At 69.3% G+C, this 17123-nt stretch carries 14 protein-coding genes; 8 read left to right on the top strand and 6 right to left on the bottom strand.

The window, feature by feature from the left end; genetic code table 11:
- Nucleotides 1-10: 10 nt before the first annotated feature.
- The 5 genes from BUB75_RS11880 to BUB75_RS11860 all read left to right on the top strand — a co-directional run bounded on the left by BUB75_RS11880 (nt 11) and on the right by BUB75_RS11860 (nt 6592).
- Nucleotides 11-1564, top strand: coding sequence for an ABC transporter substrate-binding protein (locus BUB75_RS11880; protein WP_073255845.1), 1554 nt, complete (start codon nt 11-13; stop codon nt 1562-1564).
- 69 nt (nt 1565-1633) lie between these two features.
- Nucleotides 1634-2575: an ABC transporter permease gene (locus BUB75_RS11875; protein WP_073255842.1), complete on the top strand. Its 942-nt coding sequence runs from the start codon at nt 1634-1636 to the stop codon at nt 2573-2575.
- Nucleotides 2572-4344 (top strand): dipeptide/oligopeptide/nickel ABC transporter permease/ATP-binding protein, encoded by a 1773-nt coding sequence (locus BUB75_RS11870; RefSeq protein ID WP_218617447.1) that lies wholly within the window; start codon nt 2572-2574, stop codon nt 4342-4344. Before BUB75_RS11875 ends, BUB75_RS11870 begins: the two co-directional genes overlap by 4 nt.
- Entirely contained in the window at nt 4341-5183 is an 843-nt protein-coding gene (locus BUB75_RS11865) for an ATP-binding cassette domain-containing protein (protein WP_073255839.1), read from the top strand. Before BUB75_RS11870 ends, BUB75_RS11865 begins: the two co-directional genes overlap by 4 nt.
- A gap of 95 nt (nt 5184-5278) precedes the next feature.
- Nucleotides 5279-6592, top strand: a complete 1314-nt coding sequence (locus tag BUB75_RS11860) for an MFS transporter (protein ID WP_073255837.1) — start codon at nt 5279-5281, stop codon at nt 6590-6592.
- Between the two features lie 70 nt (nt 6593-6662).
- Here BUB75_RS11860 and BUB75_RS11855 read toward each other — a convergent pair whose 3' ends face one another.
- Nucleotides 6663-7211, bottom strand: coding sequence for a TetR family transcriptional regulator (locus BUB75_RS11855; protein ID WP_084741092.1), 549 nt, complete (start codon nt 7209-7211; stop codon nt 6663-6665).
- A gap of 157 nt (nt 7212-7368) precedes the next feature.
- Between BUB75_RS11855 and BUB75_RS11850 the strand changes: the two genes are divergently transcribed.
- The 3 genes from BUB75_RS11850 to BUB75_RS11840 all read left to right on the top strand — a co-directional run bounded on the left by BUB75_RS11850 (nt 7369) and on the right by BUB75_RS11840 (nt 10525).
- Nucleotides 7369-8199 carry a mycofactocin-coupled SDR family oxidoreductase gene (locus tag BUB75_RS11850; protein WP_073255831.1) on the top strand — a complete coding sequence of 277 codons (831 nt, stop codon included), beginning with the start codon at nt 7369-7371 and terminating at the stop codon, nt 8197-8199.
- Nucleotides 8200-8288: 89 nt separating this feature from the next.
- Nucleotides 8289-9092, top strand: a complete 804-nt coding sequence (locus BUB75_RS11845; RefSeq protein ID WP_073255828.1) for a carboxymuconolactone decarboxylase family protein — start codon at nt 8289-8291, stop codon at nt 9090-9092.
- Nucleotides 9089-10525: an aldehyde dehydrogenase family protein gene (locus BUB75_RS11840; protein ID WP_073255825.1), complete on the top strand. Its 1437-nt coding sequence runs from the start codon at nt 9089-9091 to the stop codon at nt 10523-10525. Before BUB75_RS11845 ends, BUB75_RS11840 begins: the two co-directional genes overlap by 4 nt.
- A gap of 90 nt (nt 10526-10615) precedes the next feature.
- On the opposite strand, the gene BUB75_RS11835 is transcribed toward BUB75_RS11840, so the two are convergent.
- Genes BUB75_RS11835 through BUB75_RS11815 form a run of 5 tightly spaced genes read right to left on the bottom strand, consistent with a single transcriptional unit; the run spans nt 10616 to nt 17050 of the window.
- Complete coding sequence (locus BUB75_RS11835) at nt 10616-12073, bottom strand: glycoside hydrolase family 43 protein (protein WP_073255822.1); 1458 nt, start codon at nt 12071-12073, stop codon at nt 10616-10618.
- Nucleotides 12074-12088: 15 nt separating this feature from the next.
- On the bottom strand, nt 12089-13906 hold the full coding sequence (locus BUB75_RS11830) for an ABC transporter ATP-binding protein (protein WP_218617445.1): 1818 nt from the start codon (nt 13904-13906) through the stop codon (nt 12089-12091).
- Complete coding sequence (locus BUB75_RS11825; protein ID WP_073255819.1) at nt 13903-15639, bottom strand: ABC transporter ATP-binding protein; 1737 nt, start codon at nt 15637-15639, stop codon at nt 13903-13905. The genes BUB75_RS11830 and BUB75_RS11825 overlap by 4 nt, the downstream gene beginning before the upstream one ends.
- Nucleotides 15633-16241, bottom strand: coding sequence for a TetR/AcrR family transcriptional regulator (locus BUB75_RS11820; RefSeq protein WP_073255816.1), 609 nt, complete (start codon nt 16239-16241; stop codon nt 15633-15635). The genes BUB75_RS11825 and BUB75_RS11820 overlap by 7 nt, the downstream gene beginning before the upstream one ends.
- Nucleotides 16238-17050 (bottom strand): SDR family NAD(P)-dependent oxidoreductase, encoded by an 813-nt coding sequence (locus BUB75_RS11815; RefSeq protein ID WP_073255813.1) that lies wholly within the window; start codon nt 17048-17050, stop codon nt 16238-16240. Before BUB75_RS11815 ends, BUB75_RS11820 begins: the two co-directional genes overlap by 4 nt.
- Nucleotides 17051-17123: the final 73 nt, after the last annotated feature.

The following is a 17123-nucleotide window of genomic DNA, read 5'->3' as shown; positions in this document are numbered from 1 at the left end:
GGAGTGATCCGTGCTCACTCGACCGGCGGCAACCCGACGGAGAGGGCGGCGCCTCGTCGCCGGCCTCGCCGCGGCCGTCATCCTCGCCACGACCGCCTGCTCCGGTAGCTCCGACTCCGACGGCGGCGGCACGGGCGGAAAGACCTCCCTCACCCTGTCGACGCTCACCGCTCCGCTCTCGCTGGACCCGTCCCAGCTCGCGGAGGGTCAGCAGGCATACCTGTGGAGCTCGATCTACGACACGCTCTTCTCCATCGACAACGACGGCACGCTGAACCCCAACGCCGCCGAGAGCTGGAAGTACTCCGAGGATGCTCGGACGCTGACGATCACGTTGCGCGACGGCATGAAGTTCAGCTCCGGTGATCCGGTCAACGCCGCCGCGGTCAAGGCCACCCTGGAACGGACGAAGGCCACACCCGGACAGCAGCAGGGCAAGCTCACCAGGGTCGCGTCGATCGACGCGCCGGACGACCGCACGGTCGTGATCACGTTGAGCGCCCCGGATCCGTCGCTGCTGACCAACCTCGCGTACGCCACCGGTGTCATCGGTGACCCGAAGACGCTGAACGACAAGCGCACGGCGCTGGACCCGGTTGGCTCCGGGCCTTACGTCCTCGACGATGCCACGGTCAATGGAACGACGTACGTGCTCAAGAAGCGCGACGACTACTGGAACGCCAAGGCGTATCCCTTCGAGCGGTTCACCGTCCGGGTGATCCAGGACCGGACCGCGGGCTTCAACGCTCTGCGGGCCGGCGAGCTCGACGTCGCCAACGTCGAGAATCCGCAGGTCGCCCAGGCCAAGGCTGCCGGTTTCGACGTGCGCACGGTCAAGGCGACCGCGGTCGCCGAGCTGGTGCTCGCCGACCGCAACGGCACGCTGCTCAAGCCCTTGGCGGACGAGCGAGTGCGGCGCGCGATCAACATGGCGTTCGACCGGGAGAAGATCGTCAAGACGTTCCTGCAGGGGAGCGGTCAGGCGTCCGTGCAGCTGTTCAATCCCAAGGGCGTCGCATACGACGCGGCCCTGGACAGCACGTACAAGTACGACCCGGCCGCGGCGAAGAAGCTGCTAGCCGAGGCGGGCTACCCGAACGGGTTCGCGGTCACGATGCCGAGCACCGCGGTGTCGAAGGCGTTCGAACCGCTGGTCAACCAGGGCCTCGCCGACATCGGCATCACGGTGAAGTGGGACCCGGTCCCGCCGCAGAACACCGCATCGTCGGTCGCCTCGAAGAAGTATCCGATGATTTTCTTCATCGTCGGGCTGAGCACCAGCGACCGCGAGCTGCTCGACAACTACGGCCCCCAGGGCTTCCTCAACCCGTTCGGAACCACGGACGCCGAGCTCGACGCGTTGATGACCAAGGCCGGCACCGAACTGGACCCGGCCAAGTCCGCAGCGCTGTACCAGCAGATCAACCGGCTGACGGTCGAGAAGGCGCTGAACGCCCCGCTGTTCTACATCGGAACGAACTGGGCGACGGCCAAGGGCATCGAGTACCTCGGCACCGGCGCGAACACGATGACGACCATCCGGACGTTCGCCCCCACCGCATAACCCGCGCGTCCCGGGCGGCCGATCGGTCGCCCGGAACCCGCGCTCCTCTGGCAGAACCCGAGAGACCTCATGATCTTGTACATGCTGCGCCGGTTCGCTACCGGCCTCGTGCTCGCGGTGCTGGTCACCCTGATCACGTTTCTACTGCTCAGCACGTCGTTCGACGGGGTGGTGCGCAACCTGCTCGGCAGCGCGGCGACACCCGATGCCGTCGCGGACCGCAAGGCGGCGATGGGCCTGGACCGCCCAGTGCTCGTGCAGTACCTGGACTGGCTGTCGCACGCGGCCCGCGGCGACTTCGGCACGTCCTACTTCACCAGCGAACCGGTCGCTCCGGCAGTGGCGGCCCGGTTGAGCGTCACCTTGTCGGTCGTGGTCGTCGCGCTCGTGATCACCACGGTACTGAGCGTGCTGCTCGGCGTTCTCGCGGCCGCGCGCGGGGGCGCGATCGACCGGCTGGCTCAAGGTGCCTCGCTCGTCGGCTACCTGGTTCCGGGCCTGCTGATCGCGATCGTGCTGGTCTACGTGTTCGCGATCAAGCTCAAGCTGCTGCCGGCCACCGGCTTCACCCGCCTGTCCGAGGATCCGGTGCAGTGGGCGAAGACGATCACGATTCCCGTCGTCGCCTTGATGATCGGTGGCATCGCCAGTCTCTCCGCCCAGGTGCGCGGCACGATGATCGGCGAGCTGCGCAAGGACTACGTGCGGACGCTGCGCGCGCGGGGGATCCCGACCCGCTCGATCGTTCTGCGCCACGCGTTGCGCAATGCGGCCGGTCCGGCGCTGACCGTGCTCTCGCTGGAGTTCATCACGATGCTGGGTGGCGCGCTGATCATCGAGAAGGTGTTCGCGTTGCCCGGGTTCGGCTCGTACGCGTTCGATGCGTCGTTGCAGGGCGACATCCCCGTGGTCATGGGCATCACGTTGTTCAGCGTGCTGCTCGTGGTGACCGTCAACCTGCTCGTCGACCTGGCGAACGGTTGGCTCAACCCGAAGGCGAGGGTCGCGTGAGCGTCGAGATTCTGGCGGAGGACCCAGGGCTCACCGTGCCGGCCCGCACTTCCGTACTCCGCAAGCTGGTGAAGGACCCCCAGGCAGTGATCACGGCCTCGTTGCTGCTGGTCGTCGTCGTGCTGGGCGCGCTGGCGTCAGTACTTGCCGAACACGGCCCGAACGAAGCCTCGCTGGATGCGATCAACGCCGGGCCCGGCACGCCGGGCTATCCGCTCGGTGGTGACCAGAGCGGACGCGACATCCTGTCCCGGCTCCTGCACTCGATCAACACGAGCGTGGTGTCGGCGTTGATCGGCGCCAGCGTGGCCCTCACCATCGGGGTGACCTTCGGGCTGATCGGCGGCTACTTCGGCCGCCGGATCGGTGGTCTCACCGAGTGGATCTTCAGCCTTCTGATGACCTTCCCCGGTCTGTTGCTGCTCATCGTTCTGCTGCCGGTGACCCACGGCGACTTCCGGGCCACGATGCTGATCTTCGGTGTCCTGCTCTCGCCAGGCATCTACCGCTTGGTCCGCAACCTGGTCGTCGGCGTGAAGAACGAGTTGTACGTCGACGCCGCCCGCGTCTCCGGTCTCTCCAACCTGCGCATCCTCGGCCGGCACGTGCTGGTCGTCGTCCGAGGTCCGATCGTCATCGCCGCCGCGTTCATGGCCGGTACGTCGATCGCCCTCCAATCGGGGCTCGCGTTCTTGGGTGTCGGCTCGACGACCGTCCCCAGCTTCGGCGCGATGATCTCCGAGGGGTTCACCAATCTCTACACGGAGCCGTTGCAGTTCCTCTGGCCCAGCCTTCTGCTGGGGTTGATGACCGCATCGCTGGTCCTGCTGGGCAACGCCCTGCGCGACACCCTGGAAGGCGTCAAGCTCACGCCGGCGAAGCTCACCGTGCCCGAACGCCGTCCCGCGGTCGCGACAACGGCAGCCGAAGACGACTCGCTGCTGGTCGTCGACGACCTGACGCTCGCGTACCCGACACCGTCCGGCGAACTGACCGAAGTACTGACCGGCGTTTCGCTGCGGCTGGACGCGGGCGAGACGCTCGGCCTCGTCGGCGAGTCCGGATCCGGCAAGTCCCAGACCGCCTTCGCGGTACTCGGTCTGCTGCCGGCCGAAGCGGTCGTGCTGCGTGGCTCGATCCGGTTCGCGGGACGCGAGTTGCTCAGGCTGAGCGAGCGGGAACTCCGCCGGCTGCGCGGCCGATCGATCGCGTATGTCCCGCAGGAGCCCATGTCGAACCTCGACCCGTCGTTCACCGTCGGGGCCCAGCTCGTCGAGGGCATCCGCGCTGCGTCGGGGGTATCCCGCCGAGAGGCGCGGGACCGCGCGCTCGCGCTGCTGGGCCGGGTCGGGATCCCGGACCCGAAACACACCTTCGCCTCCTACCCGCACCAGATCTCCGGCGGCATGGCGCAGCGGGTCCTGATCGCCGGCGCCGTGGCGAGCAGGCCGCAACTCCTGATCGCCGACGAACCGACCACCGCCCTCGACGTCACCGTGCAGGCGGAGATCCTCGACCTGCTCCGGGACCTCCAGCAGGAGTTGGGGATGGCGGTCCTGCTCGTCACGCACAACTTCGGCGTCGTCGCCGACGCCTGCGGACGCCTCGCCGTCATGCGGAACGGAGCGATCGTCGAATCGGGGACGACCGTGGACACATTCCGCGCGCCGCAGCACCCGTACACCCGGCAACTGCTCGGCGCGATCCTCGACCAGGACACCGTGCGGACGGATACTCCCGCCGTCGTCGTCGGAACGGACCCCGAATGAGCGCGCCGCTGCTGGAGATCGACGCCCTGCGCGTGACGTACCCCGGACGGGGCTTCCGCGCCCGGCCGCGCGAGGTGCTCCACGGTGTCTCGCTGACGATCGCCCCGGGCGAGTGCCTGGGGGTGGTCGGCGAGTCGGGGTCGGGTAAGACGACGATCGGCCGGGCCGTACTCGGGCTCGTGCGCCCGAGCGGGGGGCGCATCACCTTCGATGGCGAGGACATCACGCGTGCGTCCGCGCCGCAGCGGCGGCGCCTCGCCCGGCATCTCCAAGTGGTGTTCCAGGACCCGTACACCTCGCTCAACCCGTCGATGCTGATCGGGGACATCCTGAGCGAGCCGCTGATCGCGCAGGGCATGGAGGCGAGACAGGCGCGGGCGCGGGTCGCCACGCTGCTCGACCAGGTAGGGCTACCCGCCAACGCCTCCGAGCGGCTACCGCGGGAATTCAGCGGCGGCCAGCGGCAGCGGGTCGCGATCGCGCGGGCGCTCGCACCGGAGCCGACGCTGATCGTCTGCGACGAGCCGGTCTCCGCCCTGGACCTCTCGACCCAGGCGCGGGTGTTGGACCTGCTCATCGACGTCCAGCGCCGCACCGGGGTCGCCTACCTGTTCGTCTCTCACGATCTGGCGGTCGTGCGGCACGTCAGCCACCGGGTCGCGGTGGTCTACCGCGGCGACCTGGTGGAGACCGGCGACGCCGACACGGTCACCGCACGTCCGGAGCACCCCTACACGCAGCGACTACTGCTCGCGGCGCCGGTCGCCGACCCGGAACAGCAGGCGGCGCGGCGCGCAGAACGGCAGCGCGCTGCGGCAACGGCAACCGGTGGCAACTGATTGCTCGCCTCCGATTCGCCTCGCGTTAATAGCCGAAACACCCAAGAAATCGTGCGCGACCGCCGATCTCCTGGTGCACGGACGAAGGAGTTCGCATGGCCGTTCCGGACACCGCCGGGGCCCTCGTAGCCGAGCCGCCGAACGGAGCGCTGCCTCCGGGAGCAGCAGCTGGCCCGGCGCCCGAACGCCGAGCGTCGCGGCAGTTCCTCTGGTTGAGCCTGATCGCCTCGTTCGGAGCGCAGCTCGCCTACGTCACCCCGGTGGTGCTCTCACTGGCGATCCGCGTCGAGGACCTGACGCCCGGACGGGAGCAGAACCTGGGCTACCTGACCGGCATCGGCGCGGTGGTGGCTCTCCTGGCCGGCCCGGTGTACGGACAGCTCAGCGACCGCACCCGGAGCCGCTTCGGCCGCCGCCGTCCCTGGATCCTCGGCGCGGCGCTCGCCGGCATGCCGGCCTTGCTGGTCATGGCGTTCGCGCCGAACGTCCTCGTGCTGGGCGTCGGCTGGGTCCTGGCGATGGCGACCTGGGGCCAGGTCGGTGTGCTGATCGGGATGAGCCACGCGGATTGGCTGGGGGAGAGCCAGCGCGGCAAGGTGTCCGGCATCGCCGGCTTCCTCGCGGCGCTGGGCCCGATCGTCGGGTCGGTGCTGGCGGGCGCGGTGAGCCGCAACGACCTGCTGCTGTTCCTCATCCCCGGTCTGCTCGGGCTGGTCCTGACCATTCCGTTCGTTCTCTTCTTCAACGACACCGACAGCCGCAACCAGGTCACGGATACGCCCCTGTCGCTGCGGGCGCTCGTGTCCAGCTACCGCTTCAGCTTCACACGCGAACGCGACTTCTCGATCAACTGGTTCGTACGGTTCTTCTTCACCGCGGGGATCTACCTCGCCACCACGTTCACCTCGTTCTACGTCGCGCAACTTCTCGGGGTTCCGGTCGCCGACGCGGGCAGCACGCTCGCGATCTCGGGTGGCGTCGGGGTGCTGGCGATGATCGTCGGCGCGCTGGGCGGTGGCTGGCTGAGCGACCGGGTAGGCCGGCGCAAGCCCGTCCTGCTCGCCGCAGCGGCCTTCTTCCTCGCCGGGATGATCCTCGTTGTGCTCGCGGACGGCCTACCACTGTTCTACGCGGGCATGGCGCTGATGAACCTCGGCATCGGGGTGTTTGGTTCGGCCGACACGGCCCTGATGCTCGACGTTCTGCCCGACCGCGAGGGCGCCGGGCGGTACGTCGGCATGACCCAGGTCGCCCTGCAACTCGCGCACGCCGGGGCGCCGCTGATCGCACCGGTCTTCCTGGCGATCGGCTCCGGAGCCGATAAGAACTACGACGCGCTCTACCTCGCCGCGGGTCTGTTCGCCGTACTCGGCGCTCTCCTCGCGCTGCCGATCCGGTCGGCCCGGTGAGCGCTCCGGGCACGCACCACCGCCGGGCGACGCGATCTATCGTGCTGCCGGGATGGAGCCGCCGGTGCCGTCACCGAGCCTGGTCGGCTGAGGCGTCCCGGCTCAGCGACGCCTCGTAGCCGGTCGTCATCCAGTACAGCGCACGGTCGATCGTCGGCAGGAACTCGGTGATTTCGATCTCGCCGTCGGCGAACCGCCCCATGAGCGCGTACACGAGGTTGTCGAGCAGGTTGCCCAGGTCGCGCCGGAAGTCCGGATCGGTGTGGGCGGTGAGCGGTTCGGCGACCGGCACCACCGCAGCCATCCCCTGGGCGATCAAGCGGTCGCCCCCGGGCCCGATGCGAGCACGGTGGTAAGCCTCGAGCATGCGGGGGTGGCGCTCCCACGGTTCGAAGAGCGCTCGGTACAGGCGCATGAGGCTGGCGTGGAGTGAGTCGCCGGGCTCCGGCCGCAGCGCCTCTGCGTTCAGCCCGGCGTAGCGGTGTGCCTTCATCCACCATTCGAGTGCGGCGACGATCAACGCGTCCCGCGTGGGAAATCGCCGGTAGATCGTGCGCAACGACGTCTGGCCCCGGCGCGCGACCTCCCGGAGCTGCACGGCCTCGTAACCGTCGGACATCAACAGATCGACGACGACGCCCAGCACGGGGTCGTCGGCCGGAGCGCTCGGCGAACTACTCACGGAACCACCTTACTTTGATGTTTCTAAAACTCTTCACAAGCCCTGGTAACCGCGTTACCGTGGCTAAGTCGATGGTGACATCAATGGAGGAATAATGGGCCGTCTCGATGGCAAGGTTGCGTTTATCACCGGAGTCGCGCGGGGGCAGGGCCGAAGCCATGCCGTGCGGTTGGCGAGCGAAGGCGCCGACATCATCGGGATCGACATCTGCGAGGACATCCCCGCCAACGGGTACCCGATGGCCACCAGGGACGAGCTCGACGAGACGGTGAAGCTGGTCGAGGCGCAGGATCGCCGGATCATCGCTTCGGTCGCGGACGTCCGGGACTACGCACAGGTGAGCGCGGCCCTCGATGCCGGTGTCGCCGAGTTCGGGCACCTGGACATCGTGAGCGCGAACGCCGGAATCGCTCCGACCTCGTTCGGCATGATTCCGATCGAGGAAGAACTCGCGCAGTGGACCGCGGTGGTCGACGTCAACCTGACCGGGACGTTCCACACGGTTCGGGCCGCGTTGCCGCACCTCATCCAGGGTGGACGTGGTGGGGCGATCATCCTCACCAGCTCCTCGGCCGGCCTGGTGGGCTTCGGCGGCCTGCAGGGCGGTGGGCTCGGTTACGGCGCCGCGAAGCATGGCGTCGTCGGGTTGATGCGTAGCCTGGCCAACAGCCTGGCCGAGTACAACATCCGGGTCAACACGGTGCACCCGACCGCGGTGCGCACGATGATGGCGGTCAATCCGGAGATGACCGCGTTCCTGCAGGCGAACCCGCAGGCCGGTGCGCACCTGCAGAACCCGATGCCGGTCGACATGCTCGAGCCCGAGGAGATCAGCGCGGCGATCGCGTTCCTCGCCTCCGACGACGCGAAGCACATCACCGGCGTGACGCTTCCGGTCGACGCCGGCTTCGTCAACAAGGTCTGAATTCTTTTCGAGACCCGGTGGTGCGAATCGCGAATGGCGCCGCCGTGGTTCGGCCTGCGCCGAATACATTTCAGGAAAGAGACATAACCATGGTCGTGGACACCGTCGATACCGCGCGCAGAGAGCAAGGTCGGCGCGGATTCTCCGACATCATGACGTTCGACCCACCGGACGACACGAGCCCGGCGACGACCGGTCTGCTGGACTTCGTCTTCGCCGAGGTCTGGTCACGGCCGGGGCTCAGCCGACGCGACCGCCGGTTCGTGACGCTCGCGTGCGTGGCCGACGCCGACGCGCCACAGCCCCTGGACGATCACGTCTACGCGGCGCTCAACAGCGGTGACGTGAGCATCGTCGAGATGCGGGAGGCCGTGCTGCACTTCGCCGTCTACGCGGGCTGGCCCAAAGCGTCACGCCTCAACGGCGTGGTGGACGCCCAGTGGGCGCGCATCCACGCGGAGCGGGGAACCGAGGCCCCGCCGCCCGAACCGCTGTTGCCGCTGACCACGGCCAGCGACCCGGAGGAGCGTCTGCAGGGCGGGGAACGCCACTTCGCCGAGATCAACTGCCTGCCGTTCGCCCCGGCGCGGGACAACCCGTATCAGGGCGCGGGGATTCTGAACTTCGTCTTCGGTGAGATGTGGGTGCGGCCGGGTCTGGACATGAAGGCGCGACGGCTGATCACGGTGGCCTGCGTGGCGTTCCAGGACGCGCCGATCCCGATCGACTCGCACGTCTACGCGGCGCTCAAGAGCGGCGATGTGTCGTTCGACGAGATGGACGAGCTGGCGCTGCACTTCGCCGTCTACAGCGGCTGGCCGAAAGCGTCGCATCTCAACGGCGTGATCGCCGCCCAGCAGGCCCGCGTCCGAGCGGAGAGGGAAGCGGCATGAACGGCGCCCTGTTGATCGGCGGCGACAAGGTCACCACGTCGTCCGGCGGAACCTACGAGCACCTGTTCGCCGGCACCGGCCGTCCCAACGCCACGATCACGATCGCCGGCGCGGCGGAGATGGACGCCGCCGTGCGGTCCGCGGCCGAGGCGCAACGCGAGTGGGTCTCGTTCCCGGTCGACCGCCGCCGTGACGTGTTGCTCGACCTGGCCGACGCCGTCCGCGACCATCAGGCCGAGCTCTCCGAGCTGAACACCCACGACTACGCGGTGCCGATCTCGATGGCGGGCAACAGCGTGCTCACCGAGCGGTTCCTGCGGTACTACGCCGGTTACGCCGACAAGGCGCACGGGTTGAGCACTCCGGTCAGTGGCGGGTTCGACGTCAACCTCGTCGAGCGTGAGCCCTACGGCGTGATCGGAGTGATCGCACCGTGGAACGGTGCGCTGGTTCCGGTCGGCCTCGCGGTCGCTCCCGCGCTGGCGGCCGGCAACGCGGTCGTGCTCAAGCCGTCGGAGCTCGCGCCGCTGGCCGCCCTGCGGTTCGGCGAGCTCTGCCTGGAGGTCGGCCTGCCGGCCGGGCTGGTGAACGTCGTGACGGCCGGGGCCGAGGGCGGCGACGCGCTGGTGCGGCACCCCGGGATCGGGAAGATCCACTTCACCGGCGGGGGCGGCACCGCGCGGACGATTCTCCGGGCGGCGACCGACAATCTCACCCCGGTGGTCACCGAGCTCGGCGGCAAGAACGCGCTGCTCGTGTTCGACGACGCGAACCTCGACGGTGCGGCGATGCTCGCCGCGTTCCAGGGTCCGCTCGGACAGGCCGGTCAGAGTTGCGCCTGCGCCAGCCGGATCATCGTCCACCATGAGGTCTACGACGCCTTCCTGGAGAAGTTCGTCGCGGTCGTGCAGAGCGCGCCGATCGGCGACCCGTTCGACCCCCAGGTCATGTTCGGGCCGGTCGTCACGCAGGGCGCGGCCGACCGCATCCTCGGGGTCATCGACGAGGCGGTCGACCGCAAGATGGGCCGCCTCGTGACCGGCGGCAGCCGGCTCGGCGGCGACCTGGCCGACGGCTATTTCATCGAGCCGACGGTGTTCGCCGACGTCGACAACGCCTCGCCGCTGGCGGCGATCGAGACCTTCGGACCCGTGGTTTCGGTGCTGCGCGCCACGGATGAGGACGACGCGGTGCGGATCGCCAACGACACCACCTACGGGCTGAACGCGTTCATCCAGACCAACGACCTGACCCGGGCCCACCGGGTGGCCCGCCGCCTGGAGTCCGGCTCGGTGTGGGTCAACACGTTCAGCGACATCCAGCCCCAGGGCCCGTACGGCGGATACAAGCAGAGCGGCACCGGCCGCGCGGGCGGCGTCGAAGGCCTGCACGAGTTCCTGCGGATCAAGAACGTCCGCATCGGGATGGGCTGACGCGAAACCCCCTTGACCACCGCGATCACGCGGTCGGGCAGGCGGGTGCCGGGACGTCTCGTGGGGAGCCGGTCCCGGCACCCGCGTTGCTCACTGCCGGGCCACGGTGCCGCAGTAGGTGAACGAACGGACGAGGATGCTGCCCTGCTCGGCCCAGCAGCCGAACAGCCGACCGGTGAATCCGCCGGCGACCTCCGTGGACAGGTAGCGGCCATCCAGGCGGCCCAGCTCCGTGAACTCCTCGCCGTCGACGACGCCTGCGGCCACGTGGTCGGGCGCGGCTCCACCCGGGAGGTAGGTGGCGACGTCATTCGGTACGGCCCGTAGCTCGAGCGTCGCCCGGCCCGGATCGGTGAGCGGTGCCTCACCCAACACGGTGGTGAGCTCGCCGACATGAGCGATCGCCCGCACCCGGCCGTCGGTCACTTCGAGGTCTAGTCGGTGACGCGGGTCGATCCAGATCGAGGCGCCGCCGACGCCGCCGGTCGGGTCGACGACCACCCGTGCTGTCGCGGAGAGATGCTGCTGACGCCGACCGACCAGCACGGGTCCCTGGGCGCGCAGGCGCCATCCCTCCGGCGTCCGGGTGAAGACCGACTCGGGGAACCCGAACGGTGCCACCCACGAGGCGGGCAGGATGTCGCCCGCGAGTTCGTCGCTCGCTGCTACGGAGGCCTCGTCCGGCTCGATCGGAGCCCCGATCCGCGGCCAGCCGTCCACCCACTCGACCTCGGCAGCGAACGTCTCGCGTCCGAGTACGTGCCACTGCGGGGTGCCGCCCCTGGGTCGGACACCGTGGTACACGATCGCCCAGGTGCCGTCCGCGCGCTGCACGAGGTCGGCGTGCCCGGTGCTCTGGACGGGCGCGTCGGTGCCCCGTGCGGTGAGGATCGGGTTATCGGGGCAGGGCTCGAAGGGCCCAGCCGGGGAGGTCGCGCGGGCGATCGTCGCCGCGTGCCCGCGCTCGGTGCCGCCCTCGGCGATCAGCAGGTACCAGTACTCGCCGATCCGGTAGAGGTGCGGGCCTTCGGGGGACTTGCCGCCGGTGCCGTTCCACAGACGTCGTTGCTCACCGAGCACGACGCCCTTCTCGAGGTCGAACAGCTGCTGGACGATTCCGAGGTGGCCTCCCGCTCCGTAGCCGGAGTAGGTGAGGTAGCACGTGCCGTCGTCGTCCCAGGTCAGGTCGGGATCGAATCCGATGACGCCGGGCAGCCGGATCGGGTCCGCCCATTCGCCGGCCGGGTCGTCGGCCCAGGTGAGGACCTGGCCGCCGCCGTCGGTGAAGTTCGTGGTGATCATCCAGAAGCGACCGTCGTGGTGGCGCAGCGTCGGCGCGAGGACTCCGCCGGACGGTGTGGCCCGGGAGACGTCGAGCTGGGACGGGTGGGCCAGGACGTTGCCGACCTGGTCCCACGACCGGAGATCCGTCGAGCGGAAGAGCGGAACACCGGGTGCGTACTCGAATGTGGAGCATGCCAGCCAGTAGGTGTCGCCGGCCCGGCACACGCTCGGGTCGGGAAAGAAGCCGGGAATGATCGGACGCATGGTTCTCCTGCAGCTCTACAGCTCGATGGTGGCCTGGGCGAACTGGGCGGCGTACAACCGCGCGTAAGCACCCTCTGCCGCGAGTAGTTCGGTGTGCGCGCCCTGTTCGACGATGTGGCCGTCCTCCAGAACGAGGATGAGGTCGGCGTCGCGGATCGTGGAGAGGCGGTGGGCGATGACGAAGCTGGTTCGTCCCTGGCGCAGGGAATTCATCGCCTGCTGGATGAGCAGTTCGGTGCGAGTGTCGACGGAGCTGGTGGCCTCGTCCAGGATCAGGATCGCCGGTTCGGCGAGGAACGCGCGGGCGATCGTGATGAGCTGCCGCTCGCCGGCGGAGACGCCCGAGCCCTCGTCGTCCAGGACGGTGTCGTAGCCGTCGGGCAGGGTGCGGACGAAGTGGTCGACGTGGGTGGCTTCCGCCGCCGCGACGATGTCCGCCTGGGTGACGTCCCGGCGGGCACCGTAGGCGATGTTGTCGGCGATGGTTCCGCCGAAGAGCCAGGCGTCCTGCAGCACCATGCCGGTGGCGGCCCGGAGGTCGGCGCGCGACATCGTCGCGATGTCGACGCCGTCGAGCGTGATGCGCCCGCCGGTGACCTCGTAGAACCGGAGAAGGAGGTTGACCAGCGTGGTCTTTCCGGCGCCGGTGGGGCCGACGATCGCGACGGTCTGCCCGGGCTCGACGGTCAGCGAGAGATCGCCGATGAGGGGCTTGTCGGGGGCGTAGCGGAACGAGACGTGGTCGAACTCCACCCGCCCACGGAGCTTCTCCGGCGAAGCCGGAGCGGCCGGGTCGGGGTCCTGCTCGTCGGCGTCGAGCAATGCGAAGACCCGCTCCGCGGACGCGACGCCGGACTGCAGCACGTTGGCCATGCTCGCCACCTGCGCGATCGGCTGACTGAACTGCCGGGAGTACTGGATGAACGCCTGCACCTCGCCGAGCGTCAGCGCTCCGGACGCGACCCGCAGCGCTCCCACCACCGCGATCAGCACGTAGTTGAGGTTGCTCAGGAACAGCATCGCCGGCTGGGTCAGGCTGCTGAGGAACTGGGCACGGCGGGCCGCTCGGTAGAGCGCGTCGTTGTGCGCGTCGAAATCCGCGGCCATCTCGTCCTGGCGGCCGAACGCGGTGACGAGCGTGTGCCCGGTGAAGGCCTCCTCGACGTGCCCGTTCAGACGACCTGTCGACGCCCACTGCGCGGCGAACTGGGGCCGCGCGCGGCGTCCGATCCGGCCCGCGACGAAACCGGAGAGCGGAATCGTCACCAGGGCGACCAACGCCAGCAGCGGAGAAATCCAGAACATCATGCCCAGAACACCGACGATGGTCAGCGCGGAGATCACCAGCTGGCTGAGCGTCTGCTGCAGGGCCTGCGCCAGGTTGTCCATGTCGTTGGTGACTCGGGACAGAATCTCGCCGCGCGACTGCCGGTCGAAGTAGCTCAGCGGCAACCGGGCCAGCTTCGCCTGGACGTCGGCCCGCAGCCGGCGGACGACGCGCTGCACGATCGTCGTCGTCATCCGGCCTTGGAGGTAGGCGAGCAACGCCGCGACCAGGTAGATCACGAGTACGGACAGGAGCAGCCGCCCGACGTCGCCGAAGTCGATGCCGCGGGCCCGGTCGATCACGCCGGCGAAGATCAGGTCGGTGGCGTCGCCCAGGAGTTTCGGCCCGGCGACCGACAGTACGACGCTCACCACCGCCAGGATCACGGAGACGGTGACCAGGCCGCGCTCGGGGCGCAGCGCGGCCAGCAGTCGCAGGCTGGAGCTGCGCGGATCGCCCGCGCGCTCGCCGGGGCCGCGCACCGCGGCGGGTGACTTCGCGCTCACGCGGCCGCCTCCTCGCCGGAGCGCTGGGACGCGACGATCTCCTGATAGGTGGCGTTCGTCTCGAGGAGCTCGTCGTGGGTTCCGGTGCCGACGACGCGGCCCTGGTCGAGGACGACGATGCGGTCGGCGTTCCGGATCGTGCTGATCCGCTGGGCGACGACGAGGACGGTCGCGTCGGCGGTCTGGCGGAGGAGCGCGGCACGTAGAGCGGCGTCGGTGGCGTAGTCGAGAGCCGAGAACGAGTCGTCGAACAGGTAGATCCGTGGCCGGTGGACGAGGGCCCTGGCGATCGCGAGGCGCTGACGCTGTCCGCCGGACAGGTTCCTGCCGCCCTGGCTGATCGGGGCGTCGAGACCGTCGGGCAGCCGCCGGACGAAGTCGGTGGCCTGCGCGATCTCCAGCGCGCGCCAGAGCTCGTCGTCGGTGGCGTCCGGATCGCCGTAGCGGAGGTTCGAGGCGATCGTGCCGCTGAACAGGTAGGGCTTCTGCGGCACGAGCCCGATCAGCGTCGACAGCGCGGCGCGGTCCAGCTCGCGGACGTCTGCTCCGTCGATCGTCACCTGGCCCGCCGTGACGTCCATCAGCCGGGGGATCAGGTGGAGCAGCGTGGTCTTCCCGCTCCCGGTGCTTCCCACGATCGCGGTCACCCGACCGGGCTCACCGACCAGGTCGACGTCTCGGAGCACGGGTTCCTCGGCGCCGGGCAGTAACAACGTGACGCCGCGGAACTCCACGCGCCCCTGCCGTGCGGGCAGTTTCACCGGCTCGTCGGGCGGCACGATCTCCGGCGAGGTACGGAGCACCTCCTGCACACGCTCGGCGCTGATCTCCGCCCGGGGCAGCATCATGAACATGAACGTGGCCAGCAGCACCGACATCAGCGTCTGCAACAGGTAGCTGAGGAACGCGGTGAGTTCGCCGACCTGCAGATCACCGCCGTCGATCCGGTGCCCGCCGAACCAGAGCACCGCGACGCTGGAGACGTTCACGGCGAGCAGCACGACCGGGAACAGCGCCGCCATCACCTGTCCGGCGCGCAGCGACACGCCGTACAGCTCGTCGTTCGCCCGATCGAAGCGAGCCTGTTCGAACTCCTCGCGAACGAACGCCCGGATCACCCGGACGCCGGTGATCTGCTCCCGGAGCACGTGGTTGATCCCGTCGAGGCGCTCCTGCATCAGCCGGAAATACGGCCGGGCGCGCAGGACCACCACGGCGATGACGACGATCAGCAGCAGTAGCGCGATCAGCAGCACTCCGGAGAGCGGCACGTCCTGGTGCAGGGCGAGCGCGAAGCTGCCGAGACACACGACCGGTGCGATGACCGACAGCGTCAGCGCCGAGGTGACCAGCATCTGTACCTGCTGGACGTCGTTGGTCACCCGCGTGATCAGCGACGGTGTGCCGAATGCACCGACGTCGCGGGCGGAGAACGATTGGACGCGGTGGTACAGCGCGGCGCGCAGATCGCGGCCGAGGCCCATCGCGACGCGAGCGGCGAAGTACACGGCTACCGCCTGGCCGAGCAGCGCGACGACGCTGACGCCGACCATGAGCCCGCCGACGCGCAGGATGTAGCCGGTGTCGCCGCGGACCACGCCACGGTCGATGATGTCGGCGTTGAGCGTCGGCAGGTACAGCGAGGCCAGCGTCTGCAGCAGTTGCAGAACGATCACCAGCAGGAGCGTCCGTCTAAAGGGACGCAGGTGCTCGCGCAGCAGTCCGATCAGCATCGGTCCAGCCCGCGCGCCACCGGCGCGACCCGGTCGAGCGCCTCCGCGAGGATGGGTAGCAGAGCCGGGTCACCCTCGGCCGTCAGCCAATACCCGCTGGCCACTCGCAGCGCCACGGCGTACGCCCCGGCAATCAGCCGGGGTCCGAGGTCGTGCGCCGCGGCGCCGGTGCGTTGGGCGACGAATTCGCTGAACGCCTCCTCCACCTGAGTGATTCCGCGGAGGTACTCCGCGCGCAGCGCCGGCACCGCTGCGATCCGGCGGATCAGGTCTTTGTCCCGCTCGGTCACGACGGCCTGTTCGAGCAGTACGGCGCGGAGCGCCACGTCGACCGGCTCGTCGGTCGGACGGTCCCGGAGCGCGGAGGCGAGACGGACGATCTGGTCGACTCGAGGCGCCCAGATCGCTTCTTCCCGGCTGGAAAAGTAGTTGTTGAACGTGCGCGGCGAGACACCGGCCGCGGCCACGATGTCGTCTACTCGGACGTTCTGCGGGCCGTGCTCGAGGGCCAGGCGCAGTGCGGCGTTGCCGATCGCCTCGCGCGTCGCCTGCTTCTTGCGTTCCCGCAGGCCCAGGCCGCCCGACCCGGCTTCGTGCGTCACAGGGTCTCACCGGCGTCGGCCAGCAGGGTGCTGCCGGTCATGAACGCCGACAGGTCGCTGGCGCAGAAGAGCACCACGCGGGCGATGTCGTCGGGCACGGCGACCCGGCCGATCAGGCTGTTCGTCATCTGGGGGAGCAGGTCGGCCGGGTCGGCGCCGTCCGGGAACGCGGCCGCGACGAGCGCCATGTTGCCCTCGGTGGGCACGAACGTCGGTGCGACGCCGAGCACGCGGATGCCGTGCGGTGCGAGCTCCAGCGCCAGGTTGCGGGTCAGGCCACGCACCGCGTGCTTCGAGCCGACGTAGGCGGCGAGACCTGGGCCGACTCCGCGGAAGCCTGCGGTGGAGACGATGTTGACGATGACGCCGCCGTGCCCGGCTGCGGTCATGCGCCGCGCTGCTTCGCGCGCGCCGACGAGCGTGCCCCGGGTGTTGACGGCGAACACCTGGTCCCAGGTCTCGTCGGTCAGTTCGAGGAGGGGGACGGCCGGGAAGATGCCGGCGTTGTTGACCCAGATGTCGAGGCCCCCGAGTTCATCCACGGCCCGATCCGCCACGGCGTTGACCGTCCCGGTGTCCGTGACGTCGAGGAAGGCGCCGATCACGCGGCCCGGGTACCGCTCGTCGAGGTCCGTGGCGGCGGTGGTGGCGAGGTCGGCGTTGCGGTCGCCGATCAGGACGTCGGCGCCGGCTTCGGCGAGCCGCGCGGCGATTGCCTTGCCCAGGCCCTGGGCGCCGCCGGTGACGACGGCGCGGCGGCCGGTCAGCGACACGAGCTGAGCGACAGAGTGTGATGAAACGTCAGGCATCGGCACGGTGCGGTCCTCCAGCGGAGTGCGGAATGGACGCACCGTAAAGCAAAAATGCGGATCAGCAAATATG

This window comes from Cryptosporangium aurantiacum, assembly GCF_900143005.1.
GTDB classification, from domain to species: Bacteria; Actinomycetota; Actinomycetes; order Mycobacteriales; family Cryptosporangiaceae; genus Cryptosporangium; species Cryptosporangium aurantiacum.
Note: the sequence above shows the minus strand (reverse complement) of the source record. Positions and strands in the feature narration are given on the sequence as shown.

Coding starts and splice junctions, on each gene's coding strand:
- BUB75_RS11825 (WP_073255819.1), bottom strand. CDS start 15,639: ATGCTGATCGGACTGCTGCGCGAGCACCTGCGTCCCTTTAGACGGACG.
- BUB75_RS11855 (WP_084741092.1), bottom strand. CDS start 7,211: ATGTCCGACGGTTACGAGGCCGTGCAGCTCCGGGAGGTCGCGCGCCGG.
- BUB75_RS11860 (WP_073255837.1), top strand. CDS start 5,279: ATGGCCGTTCCGGACACCGCCGGGGCCCTCGTAGCCGAGCCGCCGAAC.
- BUB75_RS11835 (WP_073255822.1), bottom strand. CDS start 12,073: ATGCGTCCGATCATTCCCGGCTTCTTTCCCGACCCGAGCGTGTGCCGG.
- BUB75_RS11875 (WP_073255842.1), top strand. CDS start 1,634: ATGATCTTGTACATGCTGCGCCGGTTCGCTACCGGCCTCGTGCTCGCG.
- BUB75_RS11845 (WP_073255828.1), top strand. CDS start 8,289: ATGGTCGTGGACACCGTCGATACCGCGCGCAGAGAGCAAGGTCGGCGC.
- BUB75_RS11850 (WP_073255831.1), top strand. CDS start 7,369: ATGGGCCGTCTCGATGGCAAGGTTGCGTTTATCACCGGAGTCGCGCGG.
- BUB75_RS11815 (WP_073255813.1), bottom strand. CDS start 17,050: ATGCCTGACGTTTCATCACACTCTGTCGCTCAGCTCGTGTCGCTGACC.
- BUB75_RS11865 (WP_073255839.1), top strand. CDS start 4,341: ATGAGCGCGCCGCTGCTGGAGATCGACGCCCTGCGCGTGACGTACCCC.
- BUB75_RS11840 (WP_073255825.1), top strand. CDS start 9,089: ATGAACGGCGCCCTGTTGATCGGCGGCGACAAGGTCACCACGTCGTCC.